Source organism: Lentiprolixibacter aurantiacus, from assembly GCF_026241225.1.
GTDB lineage: Bacteria > Bacteroidota > Bacteroidia > Flavobacteriales > Flavobacteriaceae > Lentiprolixibacter > Lentiprolixibacter aurantiacus.
The window spans coordinates 373,536-400,379 of the sequence record NZ_JAPFQP010000003.1 but is presented as its reverse complement, the minus strand read 5'-3'; the positions used below and the strand labels follow the sequence as shown (position 1 = coordinate 400,379).

Below are 26,844 nucleotides of genomic sequence, written 5' to 3'. Positions count from 1 at the left end.
ACGGTTACCACCCTGGTAGACAATGGGGATGGCAGCTTTACCTACACCTCAGAGGATGGCACGGTAACGACTTTCACTGAAACCCTGACCACTTTGGTGGACAATGGCAACGGTACCTTCACTTATACCAATGAGGATGGGGTAGCCACTACCTTTGATTCGAAGATCGCCACGGTAGTAGACAACACCGATGGTACCTATACCATCACGGACGACTTTGGTACAGCAGTTACTATCGATACGAACAATACAGTTACCACCCTGGTAGACAATGGGGATGGCAGCTTTACCTACACCTCAGAGGATGGCACGATAACGACTTTCACTGAAACCCTGACCACTTTGGTGGACAATGGCAACGGTACCTTTACCTACACTAATGAGGATGGCGTAGCCACTACCTTTGATTCGAAGATCGCCACTGTGGTAGACAACACCGATGGTACCTATACCATCACGGACGACTTTGGTACAGCAGTTACCATCGATACAAACAATACAGTGACCACCCTGGTAGACAATGGGGATGGCAGCTTTACCTACACCTCAGAGGATGGCACGATAACGACTTTCACTGAAACCCTGACCACTTTGGTAGACAATGGCAACGGTACCTTTACCTACACTAATGAGGATGGCGTAGCCACTACCTTTGATTCCAAGATCGCCACTGTGGTAGACAACACCGATGGTACTTACACCATCACGGATGACTTCGGTACAGCAGTTACCATCGATACAAACAATACAGTGACCACATTGGTAGACAATGGGGATGGCAGCTTTACCTACACCTCAGAGGATGGCACGATAACGACTTTCACTGAAACCCTGACCACTTTGGTAGACAATGGCAACGGTACCTTTACCTACACTAATGAGGATGGCGTAGCCACTACCTTTGATTCGAAGATCGCCACTGTGGTAGACAACACCGATGGTACCTATACCATCACGGACGACTTTGGTACAGCAGTTACCATCGATACAAACAATACAGTGACCACCCTGGTAGACAATGGGGATGGCAGCTTTACCTACACCTCAGAGGATGGTACGGTAACTACCTTTACTGAAACCCTGTCCACTTTGGTAGACAATGGCAACGGTACCTTCACTTATACCAATGAGGATGGCGTAGCCACTACCTTTGATTCCAAGATCGCCACTGTGGTAGACAACACCGACGGTACTTACACCATCACGGATGACTTCGGTACAGTAGTTACCATCGATACGAACAATACAGTTACTACCCTGGTAGACAATGGGGATGGCAGCTTTACCTACACCTCAGAGGATGGCACGATAACGACTTTCACTGAAACCCTGACCACTTTGGTAGACAATGGCAACGGTACCTTTACCTACACCAATGAGGATGGGGTAGCCACTACCTTTGATTCGAAGATCGCCACGGTAGTAGACAACACCGATGGTACCTATACCATCACGGACGACTTTGGTACAGCAGTTACCATCGATACAAACAATACAGTGACCACCCTGGTAGACAATGGGGACGGTAGCTTTACCTACACCTCAGAGGATGGTACGGTAACTACCTTTACTGAAACCCTGTCCACTTTGGTAGACAATGGCAACGGTACCTTCACTTATACCAATGAGGATGGCGTAGCCACTACCTTTGATTCGAAGATCGCCACGGTAGTAGACAACACCGATGGTACCTATACCATCACGGACGACTTTGGTACAGCAGTTACCATCGATACAAACAATACAGTGACCACCCTGGTAGACAATGGGGATGGCAGCTTTACCTACACCTCAGAGGATGGTACAATCACCACCTTTACTGAAACCACATCAACCTTAGTGGATAATACAGATGGTACCTATACATACACTGATGAAACAGGAGTTACTCAGAATATTGACACCAATGCTTCAAGTAACCCGTATAGCAACGCCACATCGGGTCTTTCAGCCAGTGATGTACAAGCAGCAATCGATGAAGTAGTTGCGGGCAGTTCTGATGATCAAACAGCATCTGAGGTAAATTCTGATACACCTGCAGATGTGGACGGCGACGGTGCTACAGAAGCAACCGTAGAAGATGTGATTCAGGATATCGCTCCGATTACCTCCAAAGCAGCCAGGATATTCTATCCACCCTCCATAGCTATTGATGCATCAACTAATGGCACTGGGTATACTGTGGATCTTTATTCACAGTACATCGCTCAATTCGGTACACCTGCAGTAGCGAGTACAGGAGCTCCTGCGGCAGTACCAACCTATGCAGCCACAGACCTGTATTACTATGTAACCTATGCAGATCCGGCCGTATTTGCCAATATGAGCATAGATGCCAATGGGGTGCTGACCTATGATATAATTGGACAGCCTTCGGATTATAACTCACTCATCAATGTCGTTTTTGTCGTGAAATAATGCGGACAACTATATCCGAATAAGTTTGAGAAATAAACAACGATATCAGTTTTTGATCCTCAGTATGGTATTTACCTTGCTGGGGTTTACTGCATCTAATGCGCAGTTCCTTTTGCAGGCTCCTAATTCGGGAGATGAAAGCAATTACCGCTGGTATGAAGCTTCAGATCCTGCCACTGTGCTATCTACGGATTTCTTTTATGAGACTTCCACACCAGGGGTTTATTACGCAACTTACGACGGTACACTTTGTGGTTCCAATGCCACAGGGTATTTTATTTTAACGGACTGTACAGCTCCTGATAATCAGGTTACCCTGGATATATCCCCCAATGTTTTGGGAAGTGCAACTGTCAGTTGGAGTCCTGCCGTTGCCGGAGATCAGCTGAGTCCGGTAGTTACTGCCACCACTTCGGTTGTTCGATATGTTGCCACGCTTACCAAAGCAGGCAATTCGATTGATTTGCCGGGGTTTACTGTCGTTTGCCTGCAACAGGCTGCTGTCCTCTTGGACGATGTGGCCACCCTGGATGAGGATACATCTGCCGTTATAAACGTTTACGCCAATGATTCCAACCTACCTGCGGTCGGAACTTTGACAACCACCAGCCCTGCGCACGGTACAGTAGCTATAGATGATGGAGGAACACCCAATGACCCCTCAGATGATGTGATTACCTATACACCGAATCCCGATTACAACGGTACGGATTCATTTGATTATACGGTTTGCAATAATATGGGCGATTGTAGTACGGCTACGGTAAATATCACGGTTAATCCTATTGTGGATGCCATTGATGATTCCATTGCTACGGAGGAAGATACCCCGATCACTATAGATATACTTGCCAATGATAATGACCTTCCTGTTTCCGGCACGCTGACCACTGCCAGCCCTCTGAATGGGACGGTAACGATAAATGATGGTGGCACACCGGGAGATCCTTCAGATGATACGGTTACCTATACGCCCAACCCTGGGTTTATAGGTACAGATGCCTTCTCTTATACGCTCTGTGATTCTCTCGGAAATTGCAGTACAGCGACAGTTACTGTAATCACCAATCCTCTGGGTGTAGACCTCGATGCTGATGACGACGGAATCGTAGACAGCTTTGAAGATCTGAATCTCGATGGAGACAATGATCCGTCAACGAACCCTACAGACACCGATGGTGACGGTATTCCGGATTACCTCGATATTGATAGCGATGACGATGGTATCCCGGATAATGTGGAAGCACAAACCACAGCAGATTATGAGGCACCAAGCAGCCTGGACAATAACGATAACGGTCTGGATGACGTCTACGAAACAGGCGGAAACCTGGGAATTATTCCGGTAGACACCGATGGAGATGGTATTCCGGACTATGTGGATACAGACAGTGATAATGACAATGTGCCGGATAACATTGAAGCTCATGACCACGACCACGATGGTATTCCGGATGTGACCTTTATTGGTTCTGATAAAGACAATGATGGTCTGGATGACGGATATGAAGGCTACACCCAGATAGATCTGGATGTGAATGATGAAATTGATGATCCGTATGAGAACCTTCCAAATACGGACCGTGATTCAGAATCGGATTATCGCGATACGGATGATGACGATGATAACATTATGACCATTGATGAAGATGCCAATTTCGATGGTATCTATAGCAATGATGATTTTGATACCGATGGAATACCCGATTATCTGGAACTAAACATTATTGAGGCTGATATTGAAGTCTTCAATGTAGTGACTCCGAATGGAGATGGGGTACATGATGTGCTTACGATTAGGGGTATTGAAAATTATCCGAATAACACCATAAAAATTTACAACCGATGGGGTGTACAGGTCTACATGACCAAAGCGTATAACAGCCAGGGCAACGTCTTTGATGGCACATCAGAGGGCAGGGTTACCGTGGATGTAGATAACAAACTGCCTGTAGGTACATATTTCTATATCCTGGATTTTGAGGATGATAATGGAATTATGCAAACCCTGTCCGGATACTTGTATCTTAACCGTTAGCAACCAAGGAAAAAATGAACCAGTCTAAACATAATCGCTTTAAAAAACTGCTTTGGGGATTTCTTTCCATACTATTGGGTATGGCCACTACGGAAGCCCAGCAGGATGCACAGTACACCCAGTATATGTACAATACGGTAAGTGTTAATCCGGGGTATGCCGGATCCAGGGGGCATATGAGTATTGCCGCCCTGTACCGGGCACAGTGGGTTGGTCTTGACGGAGCACCCAAAACACAGACGTTGAACGTCCATAGCCCTCTGGGATACAAAGGGGTTGGTGCAGGGATATCCGTTGTTAATGACCAGATTGGGCCTACCTCGGAAACGTATTTCGACCTGGATTTTTCCTATACTGTTCAAACTTCTCAGGATGCAAGGCTGAGCTTTGGCATCAAGGCAAGTGCTCATTTGCTGGACATAAGGTTTTCCGAACTCAACCAGGACCTGAGCAGCCCGGGTGGTCCGGATCCCACGCTGCAGCAGGATATTCAGAACAGGTTTTCACCCAATATCGGGGCCGGGGTTTATTACCATACAGAACGGTTCTATGCAGGGCTTTCTGTTCCCAGGATCCTGGAAACGACGCATTTTGATGAGTCATCCCTTTCTACTGCGAGTGAAGAATTGAATTTTTACTTCATTACCGGTTACGTCATGGAAATGAGTGCCTTCTGGAAATTTAAACCGGCTTTGTTGACCAAAGTAGTTCGCGGAGCCCCCCTGCAACTTGATCTGTCTGCCAATTTCATGTATAACGATAAGTTTATCCTGGGCGCAGCATACCGCTGGGACGCTGCCTTTAGTGGTATGGCTGGATTTCAGATCTCTCCCTCCTTCCTTCTGGGGATAGCCTACGACAGGGAGATTACAGAATTGGGCAATGCAGCTTTCAATGACGGTTCTTTTGAAGTGATACTGCGGTACGATTTTATCCGAGTCCAGGGTAATTTGAAGTCCCCTCGTTTCTTCTAAAAAAGGGCTTTACTGCTTACCTGGTTTAGTTTTAAGACGCTCTTAACCCTATTGTTGGGTAAACCTGCTATTTTTGCGATGTGAAAGAGGAAATGGTAATCCTGGTAAACCAGGCAAATGAACAACTGGGCACCATGCCCAAAATGGAAGCCCATGAGAAGGGTGTCCTGCACAGAGCTTTTTCGGTATTTGTCATGAACCCGGCAGGGGAAATTATGCTGCAACAAAGGGCAGCGCATAAATACCACTCGCCTTTGCTGTGGACCAATACCTGTTGCAGCCACCAGCGTGAGGGAGAATCTAACATCGAAGCGGGCGTGCGCAGGCTTAAAGAGGAAATGGGTTTTGAAACCGAATTGAAGGAGCTCTTTTCCTTTGTCTACAAAGCCGAATTTGACAATGGCCTCACCGAACACGAATTAGATCACGTGATGTTAGGCCATTACAATGACGCCCCTGAGATCAATCCTGAGGAGGTAGCCAGCTGGAAATGGATGTTGCCAGAAAATATAAAAGCCGATATCGCCAATAATCCTGAAAGGTACACGGCCTGGTTCAAGATTATTTTTGATAAATTTTACGACCACCTCTTCCAAAAAAAGTAAGCAGATGAAAGTAAAAGTTAGTCGTAAAGCCCATTTCAACGCTGCCCACAGGTTATTTTTACCGGAGTGGGATGACGCTAAAAATGAAGCTGTTTTCGGAAAATGCAACAACCCCCATTACCACGGACATAACTATGAGCTGGTTGTCAGTGTTACCGGGGAGATCGATCCCAAAACCGGTATGGTTATCGACATGAAGGAACTCAAGGACCTGATTAAATCGGAGGTAGAGGAGGCGCTCGATCATAAAAACCTGAACCTGCAAGTCCCGGAATTTAAAACGCTTATTCCCACTGCTGAAAATATTGCCGTAGTTATCTGGAACAAGTTGCGCCCTCACATTGCCGCTGAAAACGATTTGGAAGTAGTTCTCTATGAAACTCCAAGGAATTTTGTCACTTACAACGGATAGCCATGGGACTAAAAGTAGGGGATAAGGTTCCCCATTTCACGCTCAATGATCAGGATGGAAATCTTTTCAATATCTCAGACCATTTAGGCAAACACAACCTGGTTGTTTTCTTTTACCCAAAGGACAATACACCAGGCTGTACCATGGAAGTATGTTCATTCAGGGACAGTTATGAGGAATTCACCGAACTAGGGGCGATGGTCATCGGCATCAGTGCTGATTCTGAAAACTCCCACCGTAAATTTGCATCCAAATACAGGTTACCTTTTACATTGCTGGCAGATCGTCAGAATAAAGTTAGAAAACTTTTCAAAGTAGAAGGTAAAATGTTCAATCTGCTACCGGGAAGGGAAACCTATGTAGTAGATAAATCAGGAAAAATCAGCATGGTATTTAATAGCATTAACGCAACACAACATATGAAAAAGGCGTTGAATGCTTTGAAACAACAGAACTGAGATGCAATTATATCCGTTAAAGTTTATACCCATTCTTAAGGAGCGTATCTGGGGAGGATCCAAGCTTAAGAATGAACTGGGTAAACCTGCTCAGGGTCCGAATATCGGTGAAAGCTGGGAGGTTTCTGCCGTTCCTGGCGATATTTCAATTGTTTCCAACGGGGCCTACGAAGGCATTTCCCTTCAGGAGCTGATTGATCGCTTTCCAGAGGAATTACTGGGGAGCAGCATTGTAAGTCGTTTTGGAGCAGAGTTTCCTATTCTTATTAAGTTTATCGATGCAGCTGATGACTTGTCTATACAGGTTCACCCGGATGATGAACTGGCAAGGAAAAGGCACAATTCCTTCGGCAAGACGGAAATGTGGTATGTTATGCAGGCCGATCCGGGGGCTCGGCTGCTGATCGATTTCAACCATGCGGTTAGTGCCGAAGAATACCAACGACACCTGGAGGATAATACCCTGCTGGACCTTATGAATAAAGAGGCCGTTGATGCAGGAGACACCTTCTTCATCAATGCCGGTAAAATCCATGCCATAGGCGCCGGGGTTATGCTGGCAGAAATACAGCAAACTTCTGATCTTACGTACAGGGTTTACGATTACGACCGGAGAGACGCCAACGGAAATGCACGGGAGTTACACACCGAAGAGGCCCTGGAGGCTATCGATTTTAGTGCAGAACAGAATTTCAGGGTTTCTTATCCAAAGGTGCCAAATACTGCCAATCCCATGGTAGATTCCCCTTATTTTACCACAAACTACATTCCCCTGAACGGTTGTCTTGAACAGGACCTGTCCGGTCGGGATGCTTTTAGTATCTGGATTGTGGTGGCCGGATCGGTTCGCCTTACCACCGAAGGCGGTAGTATAAACTTGTCTAAAGGGGAAACCTGCCTTATGCCGGCAGGTATAAATTCACTGCAATTAGAAGGTGAAAACGCCAGCCTTTTGGAAGTCACCCTATAAAAGGCTTACTTTTGAAAAAAATTTACTCATGGCCAGTATCCGGGATTTAAAGAAAGACATCAACTACGTATTAGGCGACATCATTGAGGCCGTCTACATCATTGAAGCCTCAAATGAAAAACAGGGCTCCAAAGAAGGCTCAGCAATAATTGAGGACGCCATTTCCACTTTTGATGAACTAATGGCAAAGGTCAACCAGAAAGGGGTTGAAGATCACAAAACCCATTTCAAAGGGATTCGGGAAGAACTGGAAAAAGAGGCCAGAGGCCTTGTAGACAAGCTTAATAAGCTTTAAGACTTATTGCTGCTCTCCTTTTTTACCTTCGATCAGACGGATTAATTCCTTCCCATATTTTGAGGCTGCCACCTCAGGGCTCAGGGAATTGTATATAGAATCGAGTATGCCTGTGCCGGCACTGGGGACTTCTTTGACGGCGATGTAAGGGGCAATATAAGAGTCCTTATTGTTAAGTGCGTAATTCAGAGAGTACAGGAATCCTCTTTGCGCGTTTCTGTCGCTCGCTATTTGCAGGGAATCCAGGGCTTCCTGGTTTTGAATCACTTTCGGATCGGATGCTGCCTGAAGAAATTCAATATTCCTGGAATTAAAACGGGACATCACTGACAAATATTCCTCTAGTTTTTTTTGGGATTCCGAACCGCTTATTTCAGCATCAATATCAAAGCCATTCCAGGTGGTATTGATAACTATGGATCCGGGTTCGGCAAAAAAGGTGATCCGGTCATTAATTTCGTTGTTGTCCTCCTTATCCAGGTATAAATAGAAGATTTCCGGACTTTCCAGCAGGGTAGTAAAGGAGAACTGCCCATCTCCCCTTACCTGAAGGGAATCAACAGTTACCAAAAGAGTATCCTGCACATGCTGCAGGAACAAGGTCCCCTTTTTCAATCCTTTTACCTGTCCGCTTACCGTCATCTCATTGGGATTCGTCTCCTGTTTACAGGAAAAGATCACAATCACTACCAGAAGGGTCCACAAGCTAATTCTCATCATCAAAACTTTAGAAGCGCAAATATGCTGAATCTGATCGAGATTCTAAACATTTGCCGCAATTTCCATAAGAAGTCCGCAAATATATGCACCTGCGGTTCCCACCACATAACCGAGTACGGCAAGCAGGATTCCTACAGAGGTCAGGGAAGGATGGAATTCCGCTGCTACCACCGGCGCAGAGGCCGCTCCGCCCACGTTGGCCTGACTTCCCACGGCAAGGAAGAAATACGGGGCTTTGATCAATTTAGCAACGAGAATGAGCAAACCGGCATGTATGGAAATCCAGATCAATCCAACCAGGATTAAGCCGGGATTTTCCAGGAAAGTCCTCAGATCCATCTTCATGCCAATGGTAGCCACGAGTATATAAATGAACAACCCGCCAATCTTACTGGCTCCAGCACCCTCATAATTCTTTGCCCTGGTAAAGGAAAGCACAATCCCTATAACCGTTGAGAAGACCACCATCCACAGGAACTTCGACCCAAGTGAGGAAAGCGCCTTTTGTTTATTCCGGATTACCTCAAAACTGGCCTCCAGGAATTCAGCAAAATGATTACCCGCAAAATGGGCGATCCCTACCGCTGTAAATGCCAGGCACAACATAATTATATAATCGTTCAGGGTAGTTACACGGGTAATTTTTGCAGTGTATGCAGAAACTTTTTCTTTTAGGGTCTCTATGGCTGATGTGTCAGACTTAAGCCATTTGTCTATCTGCTTGGAGCGTCCTATTCCAAGAAGAATGATTGCCATCCAGATATTGGCAACCACAATATCAACAAGTACCATATCACCAAATTTCTTGGGGTTATAGGAAAAGACTTCCAGCATGGCCGCCTGATTGGCCCCGCCCCCGATCCAGCTTCCGGCAATGGTAGATAAGCCCCTCCATACCGCATCAAAATCACTCCCACCTACGGTTTCCGGTGAGAAAATGGAAACAATGAGGATCGCAATAGGCCCACCTATAATAATACCTGCTGTACCTGTAAGGAACATTATCAGTGCCTTGGAACCCAGGTTGAGAATGGCTTTCAGGTCAATGCTCAGGGTCAACAGGACCAGTGCAGCCGGTAATAGATATCGACTGGCGATGTAATATAGGTTAGAATCCTTCTCCGAGATCAGGCCCGTACTCGTCAGTATGGCGGGCAGCATGTAGCACATCAGTAAGGTGGGGATAATTTTGTAGAATTTGCCCCAAAACCCAGTCTTGATGGAAGAGGTATAGAAGACAAATCCGAGGCACAAACAAAGCAGTCCGAAGATTACGGTGTCTTCAGTTAGTGGTAGTTGATTCATTCGTAGTTTGCTAGTTAGTTATGCGACCAAATATAGTCAAATTACCACAGGCAAATCAACACGCAAAGCGCTCTTATATATTCAACCAGTAGGTAAGCTTGAGGTTGATGGACCTCAGTTTGGGCATAAAGGAATTGACAAAATAATTGTCGTTATAAACCAGGAATAGGTCAGAAAGCGGAGCAAAACGCCATTGTAAACGCGAATTTATACCCAGGTTGTCCCGTTGATTGCTATACTGGACAAGCGTAGACCAGAAGATAGATTTGCTGAAGGTGAGGTCAAACCTGGGACTTATCAGCCAGATGTCTGCACTGCCATAAGGTTCCGGTAGCTTTATCTGGTCATACCTAAAGTTCATGGAAATAACAGTTTTGGGCTGAACACGAAGGTTCATTCCACCTTCCAATGAGAAACGATCACCGTTAAAAAATCGGCCTATTGTAGGCTCCAGTGAATATGAAAAAAGGCGTCGCCTGTCCGATCTGTATTGAAAATTTACGGAATTGTAATAGTATCCCTGTTCGCCAGGAAGGGGAAGGGCATCATCACTTCGGGTAGGGTCAAACTCATCCAGTAAATAGGTGTACCGGTGTGAAAAAGAAACCTGAGCCTGGGACTGGTCCTGAAATCGAAACTCCCAGTCAACTCTTGTGGTATAATCCGTGTTTTGAAAATTACGGCTAGGACTCCAGATATAGTTGGGAATAAGCCTTATGCTGTGATTCTGTATAATTCCATTCTTTGGCCAGAAAACCCGCCTCATACTAAAAATACCCTTGAAAATATCGGTTCGGCGGATAAACCCAAGGTCAGACTGGTAATCTTCTCCAACAAACACTGCCTTGCTGAAAAAGTTCCAGTATCGGGAATTGTATTCCAAACGCATTCCAGTGGACAGGTCCTCCATTCTGCCCCCCGGTTCAAAGGATTTATGCATGAAGAACCTTCCACTCCATAGATTGTCTTCTGAGATCAGGTTATAGTCAACTCCCAGAACACGATTATAACGATCTTCATCTGTCTGGAAATCATAGTCTTTGGCAGCCTGCCTGTTGATAAAAAAGAATCCTATATTGGAACGGGAGAATACCTGTTGCTGAACGGCCAGCATCATATTATTGTTGGAGGCAATTTCATTGGCTTCATCAGCCTCGGTTTGAATATTAAGGAATCCAAACCGGAGCCTGTTGTTCAGTTTACCGCTAAGCCTGACCCCTCCGATTATACTATTTTCAATGGTGTTGTCAGCTGTGTCACGAGCAATACCAATACGTCTTGAAAAAAAGGGGTTACTATCCCGGGAATCACCAAAATCTGCAAAGAGATCGATATTGTCAATAAAGAATTGCCGCCTTTCAGGAAGGCCAATTTCAAAGCGTGTCAGGTTCGTCACCTGGTTATCTACTTCTACCTGTGAAAAATCGGGATTTACCGTGATATCCAGGTTCATACTATTTCCGATGGACACTTTGGCATCACCACCAAACTTGAAATTACTTATGGAGGATTCATTTTCGAAATCCTGTGCCCCCAGGTAATTGATATAGGGGATAACAGCGAATGGGGATCTGGATTTTCCAAGGGGCTTCTCAAATACCATATCCCCCATAAAAGTCAGGCCAAAAATGTTCTGGTTCTGGGGGATGCGTACCCAGGTGCTATTCTCATTGGACTGGGTATCAAATCGGTAACTGTTAAATCGCCATTTGGTTTCCCCCTCCCGGAATTTAAATGAAGTCAGTGGGATTATCATTTCGGCAGTATAGTACTCATCGTAGATCTTTGAGTTGCCCCTCCACTTCACATCCCATGAATTAGTAAAATCCCCTCCATCCAGGCCACCGCCTGAAATCAGTCCTTCACGCCTTACGCCATAGGGATTGATCCCGAACATAAAGGCATTGTTCCCGTCGTTAAAGGTGTCAAAGAGCAAGGTGATGTTGTCACTGTTTCCGGCACGGAAATCCCTTTTCAAAGATTCCACGGCATAATCTCGTCCTGCAGTGTAGACTGTAATACCCACATAAAGATTTTTGTCGTCGTACAACATCTTTATGTCGGTTTGTTTAACCGCCTGTATGGAATCTACGGGGAAATATTCCCAAAAGTCATGGGCGCTTTCCGCAGCAAACCAGATGGGTTCATCCAATGCTCCGTCAGGAGTAATGTTTTCATCAATATAGCGTACCGTAAATGATTTGTAATTTTCTTGTCCGTATATGGTGCAGGATAAAACAACAAATAGCAGACAACAAACAGTCCTTGGCATTTTGTTTCCTTAGTCAGCAGACACAAATTTAACATTAAACGGTCTTAAAAAAATCCCAAAGTTTGGCCCTGTGATTACACTTTACTGGTTTTCAATGATAAAGGCTGTTATAATATCCAGAAGGGCCGGAGAGAGGGGTATGTCGGCCTGCATATATGACTGTTGATTTTCAACAAGGGAATTCACTTCCTTAAGTACGTGGTTGAGTTTGGGAATTATTTCCAGTCGGGATTCCGGTAAAGCTTCGTGAAGGAGCCTGGCATCATCGGCACTTACCTGGAGATCTGCCTCTCCATTTATAATCAAGGTAGGCACAGACACCTTTTTAATTTCTTCAGACGGATCAAGTGCGGTATAAAGTTTCAGAAACCGCTGGTTTTGAGGGGCAAAGATGGAGTAGAGCATAGGATTAATCTCAGCTATGGTGTCGGTTTCCCGGAGTTCCTGAAAATGCTTTTCGACAATTTTTCCCAAATCAGCACTCTGATTACCTATCTGCTCAATGATTTTCTTGTCAATCGATACCCCAGGCCCTGCTAGCGAGATAAAACTGCTCACTTCTGGGGACAGGCTCATCATGCCTGCCAGGGAACCCTGACTATGCCCGATCACATGCACCGAAGCGAATCTGTTGTCGGAAAGAAACCTGTTCACCGCTTGTCTCGCATCCGCAACAAGGTCTTCAAAAACGATATTTTTTAATTTGCTGAAGTTGGCCCCTACTGCTGTTCTTTTGTCGTAACTGTAAAAAGCAATCCCCCTGTGGTTAAGGCTATCCCTGAGTGTTCTGATATAGGCAGACTGTATAACGGTCCCGGCCTGGTTCCCATCCCGGTCTACATTGCCCGAACCCTGAATAAAAATAACCAGCGGACTAACCGAACCTTCGGGGTAGGAAAGGGTTCCCGGCAACATAATGTCACCGTTGGCCATGGCTATTTCTTCAGAAATTATTTCCTGGGCATTGGTATGCAGCAGGAAAAAAAAGCAGATCAGGCTGATTATCCTCATTTTTTTTTGCTAAAAGGATTAAAGCATTAATGTATAAAATTTAAAGACAAATTAACCCGGAGACTGGATGAAATCTCTATTTTTGATCTGCAAAATTTAAAATATGAAACGGATTCTTATCCTTTTACTTTTAAGCGCCTCAATGGCTTACGGAAATGCCGATATCTGGGGTAAAACGGGTCATAGAGTAGTAGGTGAAGTGGCGCAAAAATACCTGACAGGCAAAGCAAAACGCAAGATCAGGAAATTGCTCAAAGGGCAAACTCTGGCAGAAGTAGCCAATTATGCTGATGCCATAAGATCAGACCGTGTATATGACAGGTTCATGACCTGGCACTACGTAAATTTCGAGCCCGATCAGGAATATCGCAACGCAAAACATAATCCTGATGGGGATGTGGTTATGGGGATACTGCGCTGCAAGGCTATTCTGGAGGATGAAACCCGATCCGAAGCAGACCATATTTTCTACCTCAAAATGCTGGTGCACCTGGTGGGAGACCTTCATCAGCCCATGCATGCCGGAAGGGCAGGGGACCGGGGCGGCAATGATATTCAGATCCAGTGGTTTGGCCGTGGCAGTAACCTGCACCGTTTATGGGATACCAATATGATCAGTGATTACGGTATGAGCTACACTGAACTCACCAAAAGGGTGGATAAACTGAGCCGGACGGAACGCATGGAACTGGCACAGGGTGATGTCTACAGTTGGGTTGAGGAATCCCAGGACATCGCAAATGAAATTTATGACTCGGTAGAAGTGGGTGAAAAGCTTGGGTATTCCTACAGCTATAAATACTGGCAAACCGTTGAGCAACAATTGGTAAAAGGGGGTGTTCGACTGGCAGAAGTGCTCAATGATATTTTCGACTAGGCTCAGCGTTTGGAGATCCTATTTCCTGTAATTTGGCGTTGCCGACTGCATTTAAATCGATCAACCGAACTTTCTCGTAATTTGGCGTGCTTGGTCCTGCGACCCTGAACCCGTTTTCTCCACATCCTGAAACTACTGGCCTTCATGTGTTTCCTCATAATAGCAATAGTTTCCTGTTCACTAATGCCAAACTGATGGGTAATGGCGTCAAATGGGGTCCTGTCCTCCCAGGCCATTTCAATAATACGATCCAGCTCTTCTTTTGTGAATTCTTTACTCATAGCGGTGCAAAGATAAACCATAATTTAGGAATAGATCAGGGGTTCAGAATCAGCCGTTTATCTAATGATCTGGTTTTTAATCTATTATATTGGGAATTCAGGAAAATCAGATCTAATTTAATACTAAACTATGAGGAGATTAATGCACTACCCGAGCATTAAAGGCAGTAGTTTAGGTGAACATCTGAGGGTAATAAAAAATCGGTTTGCTTTTACAGACCGATTTTTTATTGGATTACACGGAAGGTAAGGTTGATGCGTTCTCCAATGGGCCTCTTAGTCTTGGGGATTTGATGCAGCCAGTGGTGCTGGGTGGTTCCCTGCATCAACAAAAGACTGCCGTGTTCCAAGGTCATACGATGTCTCAGATCCTTGTTTGTTTTGTGCTTAAAATGAAAACTTCGTGCTTCGCCAAGGGAAAGCGAGGCGATTACCGGATTAATACCCAATTCCTTTTCGTCATCAGCATGCCAGCCATTGCTGTCCCGGCCATCCCGATATAGGTTCAAGAGACAGCTGCTGAAAGAAATACCTGCTATTTCTTCAATATCTGCCTTGAGGCCTTCAAGCAATGGTGTGAATTCCCGGGGGTGCATGGTAATGCTGGAATACTGATAAGGCTTCTGGTTATTCCCGTACAGTGCTGTGAGTCTGGGCTGCGCATAAGTCTTGCCAAAAACCTTTATGTCGTCCTGCTGCCAGGGAGTTTCTCGTCTCAGCTTCTCAAAATATTTGGTAGCTGCTGCCGGTTTCAGGAATGCAGGGTAATACCAGATATCCGAATCCGGCAATTCCAGTTTTTCTCCACCTAATCCTGGAGAAGCCATTACTGCAGTACTTTTTTAAGCTGGTTCCGGTATTCGGACGGACTTTGGCCGGTAAAGGCCTTGAAAGATTTGTTGAAATGGGAGAAATTATTGAAACCGCTGTCAAAACAAACCTCGGTTATGCTCATAGGTTGCTCTGCCAGTAGTTTGGAGGCGTGAACCAGGCGGTATTCATTCAAAAACTGAACAAAGGTCTTGTTGGTGATCTTCTTGAAATAGCGGCAAAAAGAAGGAACGGTCATGCTGCTGAGATCAGCAATGGTCTTCAGGGGAATGTCTTCCTTGAAATTAGACTTTACGTAGTTGAATACCAGGTTAATCCTGTCATTATCCTTTACTTCAGCCTCCATAGAAAATGCATCGGCATTGAGTATTTTCATTTCCCTCGAATTGCTCAGGTCGTTTAAAATACTGAGGATGGAAAGCAGGCCCCTGAAATCTGATTTCCCATGCATGGCCTCCATTTTCTCACCCACTATGTTTTTGGTTTCCCCGTAAAAGGCAATACCGCTTTTAGCCATTTCAAACAAAGTCCTTATTTTTTTCATTTCCGGGATGTTGAAAAAATCATTTCCCAGGAAGTCCTCTTTCATCTGAATTACCGTTTCACTCTTGTTGCCGGTAAATTTATCCGTAAAACCACAATGTGGAAGATTGCTGCCAATTAGGATCAGGTCTCCTTCGGTGTAGCAGGATACATGGCTGCCGATCTGTCTTTTACCGGCCCCCCCATTTATATATACCAATTCAATTTCAGGGTGGTAGTGCCAGTAATTGTCCTTGTTGTTTTTGGCAGCATCAAATTTTTGGTAGGTGTAGGAATGACCAAAATTAGGTTCTATTACTTCAAATGTAGGTTTGAGCTGTCTCATTTTTTTCTGATTGATAGTGTAAAGTTACCGTGGGGCCATTTGGTATTCGTTTGCAAAATTACCCTTTATATGTTTAATATTACCTTTTTACATTTTTTTAACAATAAATAGGGTTAAAATAAAACATAAATTGGAAAATGTCCATGTAGTTGGATAATGGCATTCTGGAGTAGGTTTGCAGTGTAATTTAGAATTACCTGTTTGAATGATTAACGAAAAAACAGAAGCTATGATTAAACAATTGAGAAATCTTAAACCGGAAGTTCAGGGTCTTATACTTTATGTGACTCTGAATGCAATAACAATGGCCCTGGTAGCGGCTATTATGTTGTATACCTTCTAAAATTAAAATGTAACCCTATTTAAAATCAATAATTTAAAAACGAAATATTATGAAAACAATTGTAAAAACCACCGGTATACTGGCCCTGTTATTTGCAACTGCAATAGCTACAGCCAATGAAAGTAAAGTGGGTAAAAAAGCCTTTGAAATAGAGCGACTTACCAAAAAGGAAACTACAAGGCCTGTTTTCAAGAAGAAAGGAGACAAGCTCTTTATGAACCTGTTAAACCTGGACCTCGAAAAGGTAAATATCAAGGTAATTGACAGTGAAAATCGAATTGTCTTTAGTGAGGTAATTGAAGGAGAACTTTTAATCCAAAAGGCATTTAACTTTGAGAAAGCCTTTGAAGACAACTATACGATAGTTGTTAAAGACAGCGAAGGTACCTACAGGGAAAAACTTGCTGTTAAATAAATTTGATAAACCATATTAAAAGGGGCTTGGAAAAGCCCCTTTTTTATAGGAATTTTTTGAGCTTTGCCTTTTTCCTGCTGGAAAGTGCTGGATTTTCAAGGGCAAGTTGCAGGATTGCCGGGTCTTTCTCCTGCATGTATCGCAATTCGAAAAATGCCTTCACGGTCAGGGTGTTTTCAGATTGTCGAGTGGTAGTAACCCTGTCTCCTGAGCTGACCAAACCTTCTTCGAGAATACGCACATAGGTGCCAGGAAAGCCGCGATCCACAAATTCCTGTATTATTCCCTGGTTCCCGAATTTAATACCAAGCTTGTAGCAGGGTTCCCTGGGCTCAGAGACTTCTACAAGTGCCTTCCCTATTTGCAGCACATCTCCAATCCGTAGTTTTGATTCATCCAGTCCGGAGATGCTTAAGTTTTCGCCAAACATACCCCAATTCCAGTCTAAATCAGGGTATTTGTTCTTCCAGTAGTTGTACTCATCCGTCGAAAAAAGATAGCAGGCTTTATCAATGCCGCCATGTACCTTAGCGTGCACAATGGTATCCCCGTGCACCTCCTCTTTCCCAAGGAAAATGGGATCATTTACCGGTTCTTTGTATATGCCTGTGAATTCCGTTTTGCCCTTCCAGCTTATTTCCCTCGGGCGGGCAATGTTGGTTGATACTACTTTCATACCCTAAAAATAAAAAACCGCTACCTAATAAGATAGCGGTTGCTTTCAGACTTTTATGATACTTTTTAGTCCTCTCTTTCCAGTTTCTTGGTCATGTTGAAGCCCACAAAGAGACCAACACCTGCCATCAGGAAAATGGTACCCGGGTAAGCGGTCTCTTCATCTACACCAAACTGTGTCAGTACAGAGGCCAGGAATACGCCAACACCAATACTGATGAGCAATAAGGATAGATTCAGGATCAGGACTTTCCAGAATGGAGCACTCCGGCGATTTTTAGACGAAAAGAATATGCTGGCATCTGCTCCCTTCTCAATAAGGGCCAGCCTTTCCTTGTTCCTTGTTGAAAAATACAGGTAAAAAACGCCAAAAATGGCACCAAAGATTAATGCGGTAACTATGATTTCTCCTCCCATGTTCGTTTTTCTTTTTTAAAATTATACATTGGTTTCATTCCATAAGACCGCAGTTTTTTTAAAAAGGTTACAGGTCAGCAAATATTTTTTTAAACTATGTAACCTTAAAGGTTGTATAATCGTCTTATAGTACACATGGGCCATCATTCAGACCAACACCTAATCAAAAGGCTTAAAGAAGGGGATAAACAGGCGTTTATAACCTTTATTGGGCAATACAAGCATATGGTATATACGCTGGCCCTGCGCATTGTTAAGAATGAAGAAGATGCTGAAGAGGTTTCCCAGGATGCTTTTCTTAAGGCTTACCAGTCCATAGGTACTTTCAAGGGAGATGCTAAATTATCTACCTGGCTTTACCGGATTGCTTATCACAGAAGCCTGGATTGTCTTAAGAAGAACAAAAGGAAACCCAGCACAACGCAGTTGCAATATGAAGAAGTTACCAATATCCAGATAGCCGAAATGACCTGGGACCATATGGAGCGCATGGAGAGGAAGCAGATCATCCAGAGAGCGCTTGGGGAGCTTCCGGGAGATGACGGGGTTATATTGAGCCTGTTCTATTTTGAAAGTCTGTCGCTGAAGGAAATTTCAGAGGTATTGAATATTAGCGTGAACTCGGTTAAGGTAAGATTGCACAGAGGCAGAAAAAGACTGGCTTCTGTTCTGGAAAAAATGATGGACAAAGAAACAATTTCGATCTATGAAAGCTAGTGAGGACAAATCCTGGGAACGATTTATTGATAAGGCCATGCAGGAAGCAAATCCTGAAGAACCCGGTATTGATTTTACCGAAAAGGTTCTGGCAGCACTGGAGACCAAAAGGGAGGCCTCTGCAGTTACCAGATATAAAGCACCCATATCCCGGTTGACATGGGTAGTTATTGGGATTGTTTTTTCGGGGGTTTTGGTATGGGCTTCCATTACCGGGACTTCAACCCAATGGGACTGGGCTTCCAGGATGAGCTCTTTCATAAATTTCACCAACCCGTTGGAACGGATGGCCTTACCGGACCTGGAATACAGCTCCATATACAGTATTGGATTCTTTGCCTTTTTTGTACTGTTGCAAATCCTATTTATGAAAAGGATTTTTGACCGTCGATTAGGCCTGCAGTGATGCGTCCAGAAAAGCCTTTAATTTTTTAAAATCTCGCAGGTCTTTGTCAAACCAGAGGGCTTTTATGCCTGCAGAGGCAGCACTGGCCACGGCATCGGAATTGTGTTCGAAATAGATTGTTTCATGGGGCTTAAGGTCGTAGGCTTTTAGCAGGGACTCAAAATAATAGGGGTCGGTTTTATCCGGATGATGGTTCATACTGTACAGCGGATAGGGTAAATTCACCATGCCAAAGGCCTGCTGCTCTTCTGCATTGGCATTCGTAACTATTATTTTGGGGTTGGTATATTTATCCAGCAGTGTTACCATGTCAGTATCTATCCCATTTTTGGTAATCAAAGTATTCCAGGCGTCTACAAGTATCGTTTTCATTGGCTTTTGAGGATTAAAGTTCCAGGTAAGTATAGGCCCAATACATAAGCAGGAACTGTAAGGGCAGTCGCAATATAAGTATCCACAATGGGATTCCTGCTGCTGCCTTTTTTCCACTCAGCATGTACACATGTACGGTCAGGAAAAGCACCAGCATGGCTATTATTAAAATCAGAGCTGAATTCTTGATTAATGGAAAGAACAATCCAATGCCCAGCAAAATTTCCACAATACCACTTAAAACAACCAATGTTCTGTGGCTTGGAAAAAATGGGGGCATCACCCTCAGATACCATTCCGGCTTAACAAAATGCCCAATACCGGCAATGATATAAAAGGCAGCCATAAGGAAATAGTGCCAGGGATAATTCATACTTAAAGATAAAAAAGGCTGCCTTAATAAGCAGCCTTTTTCGTGGAATATCGATCGGGAAACTATTTTACCATTTCGTAACTGCGCTGTATGAATTTGGTTAATTCCTCCCCTTTTAGAAGTCCTTTCGACAACCGGGCCAGATCGAGGGATTGATTGATGAGTCTTTCCCTTTTCTTTGCGGTTCGCGTATTGAGTATTTCACTGACCAGAGGGTGGTTGGCATTTACCACCAGGTTATACATATCCGGCATATTGCCCATTCCAAACATGCCTCCACCTGTTTGCTGCATCTCTTTCATCCTGCGCATGAATTCGGGTTCGGTAATGATAAATGGGGCAGCTTCACTGTCGAGGGCTTCCATCTGGATGGTAAATCCTTTGTCTGAAATGACTTCCTCAATATTGGTTTTGAGTTTGTCCTTTTCCTCGTCCGTCAATTTGCTAATCTGTGTATCCTCTTTTTTGATAAGGTTGTCCAGGTGGTCTGCATCTACCCTGGCAAAACTCAGCTTATCATTGCTGGTCTCCATCTTTTGCAGCAGGTGTCCTACGATGGGCGAGTCCAAGAGCAGTACTTCATAACCTCTGGACTTGGCTGCTTCAATATAGCTGTGCTGGGCCTCTTTGTCTGATGCATAGAGCACAACCAGTTTATCATCCTTGTCGGTTTGCAGGTCCTTGATTTTCTCTTTTAACTCTTCAAAGGTGTAGAAGTTTCCATCCACACTGGGGTAAAGGGCAAATTTTTCTGCTTTTTCAAAGAATTTCTCCTCAGAAAGCATTCCGTATTCAATAACGATTTTGATATCGTTCCATTTGCTCTCAAAGTCTTCCCGGTTATTTTTGAACAGAGAGTTGAGTTTGTCTGCTACTTTTCGGGTGATGTATGAGGATATTTTCTTTACCGCACTGTCTGCCTGCAAATAGGAACGGGAAACGTTAAGCGGTATGTCTGGTGAATCTATTACCCCTTTTAGCATGGTCAGGAATTCTGGTACGATGCCTTCCACGTTATCTGTTACAAACACCTGGTTTTGATACAGTTGTATACGATCTTTCTGAATGCTCAGATCCGTTGTAAGCTTTGGGAAATAGAGGATACCGGTAAGGTTAAATGGGTAATCCACGTTCAGGTGGATATGGAATAAAGGCTCCTCAAATTGCATAGGGTACAGCTCTCTGTAGAACGACTTATAGTCTTCGTCTTCCAGGTCTGCCGGTTTTTTGGTCCAGGCCGGGTTGGGATTGTTGATGATATTGTCTACCTCCTGTGTTGGTGCAGGGTCTTCGGGCTTTGCATCTTCGGGTTTGGGAAGTGTTTCAGTCCGGGTGCCGAATTTGATCGGGATTGGCATGAATTTATTGTACTTCCTCAATAGTTCGGAGATTCTCGATTCCTCCAGAAATTCGGTGTCATTTTCACCAATATGGAGTATTATTTCCGTACCATGGGTGTCTTTCTTGGCCTCTTTTATGGAGAAATTCGGGGAACCGTCACAAGACCAATGCACCGCCGGTGCATCCTTAAAACTCTTAGTGATGATCTCAACCTTGTCAGCCACCATAAAGGAAGAATAAAAACCAAGGCCAAAGTGGCCAATAATTCCCGTGTCTTTTTCGGCATCCTTGTATTTGTCAAGGAATTCTTCTGCTCCGGAAAATGCCACCTCGTTAATATACTTCTTAACCTCTTCCTCGGTCATTCCCAGACCCTGGTCAATGATATGCAGTTTCTTACCTTTCTTGTCTGCCTTGATCTCGATTATGGGATCCCCGTATTCTACTTTTGCCTCTCCAATAGACACAAGGTGCTTGAGCTTCAGCGTTGCGTCTGTTGCATTAGATACTAGTTCCCTCAAGAAAATTTCATGATCACTATAGAGAAATTTTTTGATAAGAGGGAAAATATTGTCTACAGAAACATTGATTTTACCAGTAGCCATAGTTTTCTATCATTTAAAATTAGTTACGCAGCCAAAAGGACAAAAAAAGTACCATACTGGCTTTAGGTGACAAACTGACATAAATGTGGCATATATTTTTATATAAAAATTTTAACAAAAGTTTTGTTTAATGAATATTGTAAATAAGTAAACAATAATTATATTTGTTACATGATTACAGGAACATGGTTGCTATGAAAGAGTTCTTGATTTTTGTAATCAGTTTGTTTATTAATTGGTTAGGTTGTTTGAAAAGCGCGCTTTCCCCCGAAAGTGCGCTTTTTCTTAGAACATAATCAGCTTAACCTTAAGCAATTAAGTTTAATATTATAATATAAAAAGTAAACATAAATATGTCGGCAAAGAAGAAAACTGCTAAACCTGGAAAGAAAACGATAATAAAGCAGTATATGGATTTTGTATTGGAAGCAGGTGAAGTCCCGGCTTCTGTCTATGCTTTTGCAAAGGCTGTTAAGATTGAAGAGGCCGATTTTTATGAGCACTTTGGATCGCTTAAAGGTTTGCAAAAGGCAGTGTGGAATGCATTTTTTGAGCACAGCATGCAACTGCTCGAGAAAAACGAGGATTACCAGGGTTATGGAAACAGGGAAAAGATGCTTTCCTTCTTTTACACCTTCTTCGAATTATTAGCACTAAACAGGAGCTATGTATTATTTACCCTTGATGGGCAAACCAATATGCTGAAGAGCCTTGAGCAACTCAAAGACCTCAGGAAAAGTGTATTGAACTTTGCTACAGAACTCATTGATGATGGAAATACCGACAAACAATTATGTATTACCCGGCACAATCCAAAAGTATTCGCTGAAGGAGCCTGGCTACAGACTATGTTTCTGTTAAAATTCTGGATAGATGATGATTCTGCAGGTTTTGAGAAAACGGATATGGCTATTGAAAAATCCGTAAATACCATATTCGACGTTTTTGATAATACGCCACTGGAAAGCATTATTGATTTTGGCAAATTCCTCTTCAAGGAAAATTTTGCTTAAAGACCACCACTATTGAAGACACTCGATAAAATCCCCACCTCAAAAGTAGAACGAGCCGGTAAATTGGTTAAAACCGGGGTAAAGGTTGGTGGTAATTATGTGAAATACTACGGCAAAAAACTGGTCAACCCCGAACTTAGCAAAGAGAAACTAAATGAGGAAAATGCCCAGGATATTTACGATGGACTGAAAAGCCTCAAGGGGAGTGCGTTAAAGGTGGCCCAGATGCTCAGTATGGAAAAGAACATTCTCCCCAGAGCATATGTTGAGAAATTCTCCCTGTCCCAGTTTTCAGTACCCCCTCTTTCAGCCCCGTTGGTGCGCAAAACATTCCGTAAATACCTCGGTCAGTATCCGGAAGTTTTGTTCGACAGTTTTGAAAAAGATAGCATTAATGCAGCCAGTATTGGACAGGTCCACCGGGCTGCCAAAGAAGGCAAATCTTTGGCTGTCAAGATACAGTATCCTGGTGTTGCAGAGAGCATCAGTAGTGATCTGGCCCTCGTTAAACCCATTGCAGTCCGCATGTTCAACCTCAAGGGTAAGGATTCTGAGAAATATTTCAAGGAAGTAGAATACAAATTGCTTGAGGAGACCAATTACCTCATGGAACTACAACAAAGCAAAGAACTCACAGAAGCCTGCTCCATTATTCCTAATATTTCCTTTCCAAAATACTATCCTGAGCTTTCCAGTGAACGTATACTTACCATGGACTGGATGGAAGGAGTGCACCTGAGTGATTACACCAAAAAACCGTTTGACCGGGAGCAGGGAAATCGCCTTGGGCAAACCCTCTGGGATTTTTACATGTATCAGATGCATGGACTGCGGAAGGTTCATGCCGATCCTCATCCGGGGAATTTTCTGGTTAGTGAGCAGGGGGAACTTATCGCCATCGATTTTGGCTGTGTTAAGGAAGTTCCTGATGAATTCTATGTCCCTTATTTCGAGCTGGCCCTGAAAGAAAATATAGAAAACGAAACGGTTTTCAAGGAAAAGCTCGCAGAACTGGAAATTCTTACTCCCGATGATACTGAAGAGGAGCGAAAATTTTTTACTGCACTTTTCAAAGAGATGCTAACCTTGTTTACTGAACCTTTTCAGTCTGAAACTTTTGATTTCAGTTCCCATGATTTCTGGGGAAGGATAGCAGAACTTAGTCAGCGCTATGCCAAAGACGAACACATCAGAAAAATGAACGGGAACCGTGGCTCCCGTCATTTTCTGTATATCAACCGTACATTTTTCGGCTTGTATAACCTACTGCACGACCTGAAAGCGAAGGTGGAGGTAAATGCCTTCCGGCAGTACCTCTAACCCCACGCTTATTTCATATCCTGCTCTGGGGCAGATTCTTTGTTCTTGACATATTTTTCAAGCCACTGATCTTGTTCCCATAAGAGGTGAAGTATGCTTTCCTTTGCACGGTAACCATGACTCTCCTTGGGCAGCATTACCAGTCTTACCGTAGCCCCAAGTCCTTTTAAGGCGTTAAAATAACGTTCACTTTGCATGGGATAGGTCCCCGAATTGTTATCGGCCTTACCGTGAGTTAGCAATAGTGGTGTTTTCATTTTGTCGGCGTGCATAAAAGGCGACATGGTGTAGTACACTTCCGGAGCCTCCCAGTAACTGCGTTCTTCGCTTTGAAAACCAAATGGGGTCAGTGTGCGGTTGTAAGCTCCGCTACGCGCAATACCTGCAGCAAACAGGTCTGAATGAGACAAGAGGTTGGCTACCATAAAAGCGCCATAGCTGTGACCTCCCACAGCAACACGGTCCCGGTCTATATAGCCGAGTTTATCCACTGCATCTATAGCCGCCCTGGCATTGGCAACAAGCTGTGACCTGAAACTGTCATTGGGTTCTTCTTCTTTCTCACCAATTATGGGGAATGCTGCGTTGGCCAGAACCACATAGCCCCTAGTTACCCAGTATACAGGAGACCCCCAGGAAGGGTAGGTAAACTGATTGGGGTTCTGGGTACTCTGTGAGGCACTGTTCCTGTCCTTGTACTCACGTGGATAAGCCCAGAGTATCATGGGCATCTTCATCTTATCGTCCTTGGAATACCCCACGGGTAAATACAACGTACCTGAAAGTTCTAGCCCATCGTCCCGCTTATAGGTAATTACTTCTTTGTGAACATCTTCCAGGCTTTGGAAAGGATTTACAAAGAATGTGAGTTGTTCAGGCCCTTTTCTCTTTATCAGGCTTTTATAGTAGTAATTGGGATACTCACTTTTAGATTCGATGCGAACCAGTAACTGATCCTCCTTGATATCATAATCAACCAGTGTTTCTTTTTTGCCGGGTATATTAGATGTGTATAAACGGGTTTTCTTAAGGGATTTCAGGTTAAATCGGTCAACAAAAGGGAATTGACCATTTTCCGTAAATCCGTCGCCCAGCAGGTATGCATTTCCTTTCCTGTCCATGGCCAGTGAATACAAGCCGTATTTATTTCTCTGGGTGGCAAAATCCCCGGGATCGCTATACCGGTCCTGATAATTCCGGTCCGAAATAATAGTTGAACCTGCTGTTGGATCCGAAGGGTTAAAGAGGTAGGTTTTGGTATTTCTGTTGTTCCACCAGCGGTCATAAGCCACGGCGAGCTGATCATTGCCCCACTCAATACCCGCATAGCGATTACGCGTCTTCAGGATACTCTTTGCTTCCCCCCGGAAGGGTGCCTCCCATTCAAATACTTCGTCTCGATAATCCACTTCTGCTGCAGGGTCTCCACCATCCAGGGCCTTAACATAGATCAGGTTAGCTGGCTTGTCAGCTCTCCAGCTTATGTTTCGCATCCCCGACCATACGGCCATTCGTCCCTTGGGTAACTCCTCCACCAGTGGTGCTTCCAGTAATGTCTTCACCTGCTCTCCATCCTTGGTGTAAACAACTGTAGTGGATGGGAAGCGATAATAAGGTACCAGGTAGGAAAAGGGTTTGTCAAGGGTAACCACCATAACAAACTCCCCGTCCGGAGAAAAGCTTACTGATCGATACATATCGGACTCTTTCCAGTGACTCTTACTTCCGTCAAGTGAAACCCTGTACAGGGAAGATGTGGCCAGTTGTTCAAAGTTGAATTCGTCATCCGGATTCTTTAGCAGGTCCTGGTAAGTCCTGTTTTGTGCTTTTTTACCGTCATTGCTGGAGATAGTCGGGCCGGAAGGTACCATTACCGCAGTGTTTCTCAGCCTGGAACGATTCTCCGGAACCATTTTAACAAGCATAGATTGCCCATCCCTGAACCAGTTGATAACATCCCCCAGGTTGGCATTAATCCCAGGGCCTGACAAGCGGCGAGCCTGGGCGTTCGCTATATCCAAAACCCACAGTTCCACTCCCTCAGCTGTAGTGTTTGTAAGGGCGATCATGGACTCATCCGGAGAGGTGCTGAAGTTGGACAATCTCGGATTGTCAGGTAAACCAGAGACCTGGGTAGCCTCTTTTGCTCCGGTCTTTTTAACTTTGACATTATTGTAATAGGTAGTTCTGCTACCAATATTCGTATCCGGGTTAATACGCAAACCTCCGAGGCGCAGTTCAGGCTCTGAAAGCTCTGCTATGGTCTTGTAACTGTCACGGTACAAAAGCACCATATAGTCTGTGGTTTCTGTTATTCTTACCGATGGCGCCATAGGCACATCTACCAGTTCGAGGATTTCAGAAGGGGGTTTTTGGTAGTTAAGGTTTTCCTGACCGTAAGCGATAATTACGGAGAAGATCGCTAAACAGGCAAATAACTTTTTCATTGTAATGTGTTTTTTGGGTTTGGTACTTTTTGAGTAAGGTTAAGATAAACCTAAAAGGTCATCTC

General features: G+C 44.1%; 27 protein-coding genes. 14 read left to right on the top strand and 13 right to left on the bottom strand.

Annotation, left to right across the window (positions count from 1 at the left end; all coding sequences use genetic code 11):
- The 8 genes from OO016_RS11295 to OO016_RS11260 form a co-directional block, all read left to right on the top strand.
- A partial coding sequence (locus OO016_RS11295; protein ID WP_266013869.1) for a beta strand repeat-containing protein occupies window positions 1-2,418 on the top strand: 2,418 nt, incomplete at its 5' end.
- Between the two features lie 64 nt (window positions 2,419-2,482).
- Complete coding sequence (locus OO016_RS11290) at window positions 2,483-4,456, top strand: Ig-like domain-containing protein (RefSeq protein WP_266013905.1); 1,974 nt, start codon at window positions 2,483-2,485, stop codon at window positions 4,454-4,456.
- Between the two features lie 14 nt (window positions 4,457-4,470).
- The gene (locus OO016_RS11285; protein WP_266013867.1) at window positions 4,471-5,430 is read left to right on the top strand and encodes a PorP/SprF family type IX secretion system membrane protein; all 960 of its coding nucleotides are present in this window, start codon (window positions 4,471-4,473) and stop codon (window positions 5,428-5,430) included.
- 80 nt (window positions 5,431-5,510) lie between these two features.
- Window positions 5,511-6,035: an isopentenyl-diphosphate Delta-isomerase gene (gene idi / locus OO016_RS11280; RefSeq protein ID WP_266013836.1), complete on the top strand. Its 525-nt coding sequence runs from the start codon at window positions 5,511-5,513 to the stop codon at window positions 6,033-6,035.
- Between the two features lie 4 nt (window positions 6,036-6,039).
- Complete coding sequence (locus OO016_RS11275; RefSeq protein ID WP_266013833.1) at window positions 6,040-6,447, top strand: 6-pyruvoyl trahydropterin synthase family protein; 408 nt, start codon at window positions 6,040-6,042, stop codon at window positions 6,445-6,447.
- Window positions 6,448-6,449: 2 nt separating this feature from the next.
- The gene (locus OO016_RS11270) at window positions 6,450-6,905 is read left to right on the top strand and encodes a peroxiredoxin (RefSeq protein WP_266013831.1); all 456 of its coding nucleotides are present in this window, start codon (window positions 6,450-6,452) and stop codon (window positions 6,903-6,905) included.
- A gap of 1 nt (window position 6,906) precedes the next feature.
- Window positions 6,907-7,875, top strand: coding sequence for a type I phosphomannose isomerase catalytic subunit (locus OO016_RS11265; RefSeq protein WP_266013829.1), 969 nt, complete (start codon window positions 6,907-6,909; stop codon window positions 7,873-7,875).
- 28 nt (window positions 7,876-7,903) lie between these two features.
- Window positions 7,904-8,170: a hypothetical protein gene (locus OO016_RS11260; protein WP_266013827.1), complete on the top strand. Its 267-nt coding sequence runs from the start codon at window positions 7,904-7,906 to the stop codon at window positions 8,168-8,170.
- A gap of 3 nt (window positions 8,171-8,173) precedes the next feature.
- Here the strand turns inward: OO016_RS11260 and OO016_RS11255 are convergent, their stop codons facing one another.
- From OO016_RS11255 to OO016_RS11240, 4 genes are all read right to left on the bottom strand, one after another.
- Entirely contained in the window at window positions 8,174-8,887 is a 714-nt protein-coding gene (locus OO016_RS11255; RefSeq protein WP_266013824.1) for a DUF4369 domain-containing protein, read from the bottom strand.
- A gap of 45 nt (window positions 8,888-8,932) precedes the next feature.
- A complete protein-coding gene (locus OO016_RS11250; RefSeq protein WP_266013821.1) occupies window positions 8,933-10,195 on the bottom strand; it encodes a DUF819 family protein in 1,263 nt (420 codons plus the stop codon).
- Window positions 10,196-10,268: 73 nt separating this feature from the next.
- Window positions 10,269-12,467, bottom strand: coding sequence for a DUF5916 domain-containing protein (locus OO016_RS11245; protein WP_266013818.1), 2,199 nt, complete (start codon window positions 12,465-12,467; stop codon window positions 10,269-10,271).
- 81 nt (window positions 12,468-12,548) lie between these two features.
- Entirely contained in the window at window positions 12,549-13,478 is a 930-nt protein-coding gene (locus tag OO016_RS11240; protein WP_266013816.1) for an alpha/beta hydrolase, read from the bottom strand.
- A gap of 103 nt (window positions 13,479-13,581) precedes the next feature.
- Here OO016_RS11240 and OO016_RS11235 point away from each other — a divergent pair, with 103 nt between their 5' ends.
- On the top strand, window positions 13,582-14,355 hold the full coding sequence (locus OO016_RS11235) for a S1/P1 nuclease (RefSeq protein WP_266013814.1): 774 nt from the start codon (window positions 13,582-13,584) through the stop codon (window positions 14,353-14,355).
- A gap of 2 nt (window positions 14,356-14,357) precedes the next feature.
- Here OO016_RS11235 and OO016_RS11230 read toward each other — a convergent pair whose 3' ends face one another.
- The 3 genes from OO016_RS11230 to OO016_RS11220 form a co-directional block, all read right to left on the bottom strand.
- The gene (locus OO016_RS11230; protein WP_266013812.1) at window positions 14,358-14,636 is read right to left on the bottom strand and encodes a TIGR03643 family protein; all 279 of its coding nucleotides are present in this window, start codon (window positions 14,634-14,636) and stop codon (window positions 14,358-14,360) included.
- Between the two features lie 227 nt (window positions 14,637-14,863).
- On the bottom strand, window positions 14,864-15,463 hold the full coding sequence (locus OO016_RS11225; protein ID WP_266013811.1) for an alpha-ketoglutarate-dependent dioxygenase AlkB family protein: 600 nt from the start codon (window positions 15,461-15,463) through the stop codon (window positions 14,864-14,866).
- Window positions 15,463-16,335, bottom strand: a complete 873-nt coding sequence (locus OO016_RS11220) for an AraC family transcriptional regulator (protein ID WP_266013809.1) — start codon at window positions 16,333-16,335, stop codon at window positions 15,463-15,465. The genes OO016_RS11225 and OO016_RS11220 overlap by 1 nt, the downstream gene beginning before the upstream one ends.
- A gap of 392 nt (window positions 16,336-16,727) precedes the next feature.
- Here OO016_RS11220 and OO016_RS11215 point away from each other — a divergent pair, with 392 nt between their 5' ends.
- Window positions 16,728-17,093 (top strand): hypothetical protein, encoded by a 366-nt coding sequence (locus OO016_RS11215; RefSeq protein WP_266013806.1) that lies wholly within the window; start codon window positions 16,728-16,730, stop codon window positions 17,091-17,093.
- Between the two features lie 43 nt (window positions 17,094-17,136).
- Here the strand turns inward: OO016_RS11215 and OO016_RS11210 are convergent, their stop codons facing one another.
- Window positions 17,137-17,769, bottom strand: coding sequence for an MOSC domain-containing protein (locus OO016_RS11210; RefSeq protein ID WP_266013803.1), 633 nt, complete (start codon window positions 17,767-17,769; stop codon window positions 17,137-17,139).
- A gap of 65 nt (window positions 17,770-17,834) precedes the next feature.
- A complete protein-coding gene (locus OO016_RS11205; protein WP_266013801.1) occupies window positions 17,835-18,185 on the bottom strand; it encodes a DUF6249 domain-containing protein in 351 nt (116 codons plus the stop codon).
- A gap of 135 nt (window positions 18,186-18,320) precedes the next feature.
- On the opposite strand from OO016_RS11205, the gene OO016_RS11200 reads away from it, so the two are divergent.
- Together OO016_RS11200 and OO016_RS11195 are read left to right on the top strand one after the other, a co-directional pair.
- Window positions 18,321-18,902: an RNA polymerase sigma factor gene (locus OO016_RS11200; RefSeq protein ID WP_266013798.1), complete on the top strand. Its 582-nt coding sequence runs from the start codon at window positions 18,321-18,323 to the stop codon at window positions 18,900-18,902.
- On the top strand, window positions 18,892-19,308 hold the full coding sequence (locus OO016_RS11195) for a hypothetical protein (RefSeq protein WP_266013795.1): 417 nt from the start codon (window positions 18,892-18,894) through the stop codon (window positions 19,306-19,308). The genes OO016_RS11200 and OO016_RS11195 overlap by 11 nt, the downstream gene beginning before the upstream one ends.
- Here the strand turns inward: OO016_RS11195 and OO016_RS11190 are convergent.
- The 3 genes from OO016_RS11190 to htpG form a co-directional block, all read right to left on the bottom strand.
- Window positions 19,294-19,680 (bottom strand): hypothetical protein, encoded by a 387-nt coding sequence (locus tag OO016_RS11190; protein ID WP_266013792.1) that lies wholly within the window; start codon window positions 19,678-19,680, stop codon window positions 19,294-19,296. The genes OO016_RS11195 and OO016_RS11190 overlap by 15 nt on opposite strands.
- Before the next feature lie 13 nt (window positions 19,681-19,693).
- Window positions 19,694-20,053 carry a DoxX family protein gene (locus OO016_RS11185; RefSeq protein WP_266013789.1) on the bottom strand — a complete coding sequence of 120 codons (360 nt, stop codon included), beginning with the start codon at window positions 20,051-20,053 and terminating at the stop codon, window positions 19,694-19,696.
- A gap of 62 nt (window positions 20,054-20,115) precedes the next feature.
- On the bottom strand, window positions 20,116-21,999 hold the full coding sequence (gene htpG / locus OO016_RS11180) for a molecular chaperone HtpG (protein ID WP_266013786.1): 1,884 nt from the start codon (window positions 21,997-21,999) through the stop codon (window positions 20,116-20,118).
- Window positions 22,000-22,352: 353 nt separating this feature from the next.
- On the opposite strand from htpG, the gene OO016_RS11175 reads away from it, so the two are divergent.
- Window positions 22,353-23,012, top strand: a complete 660-nt coding sequence (locus tag OO016_RS11175; protein WP_266013782.1) for a TetR/AcrR family transcriptional regulator — start codon at window positions 22,353-22,355, stop codon at window positions 23,010-23,012.
- A gap of 12 nt (window positions 23,013-23,024) precedes the next feature.
- Complete coding sequence (locus tag OO016_RS11170) at window positions 23,025-24,332, top strand: ABC1 kinase family protein (RefSeq protein ID WP_266013779.1); 1,308 nt, start codon at window positions 23,025-23,027, stop codon at window positions 24,330-24,332.
- 8 nt (window positions 24,333-24,340) lie between these two features.
- Here the strand turns inward: OO016_RS11170 and OO016_RS11165 are convergent, their stop codons facing one another.
- Window positions 24,341-26,779, bottom strand: a complete 2,439-nt coding sequence (locus OO016_RS11165) for an alpha/beta hydrolase family protein (RefSeq protein WP_266013776.1) — start codon at window positions 26,777-26,779, stop codon at window positions 24,341-24,343.
- Between the last annotated feature and the right edge of the window lie 65 nt (window positions 26,780-26,844).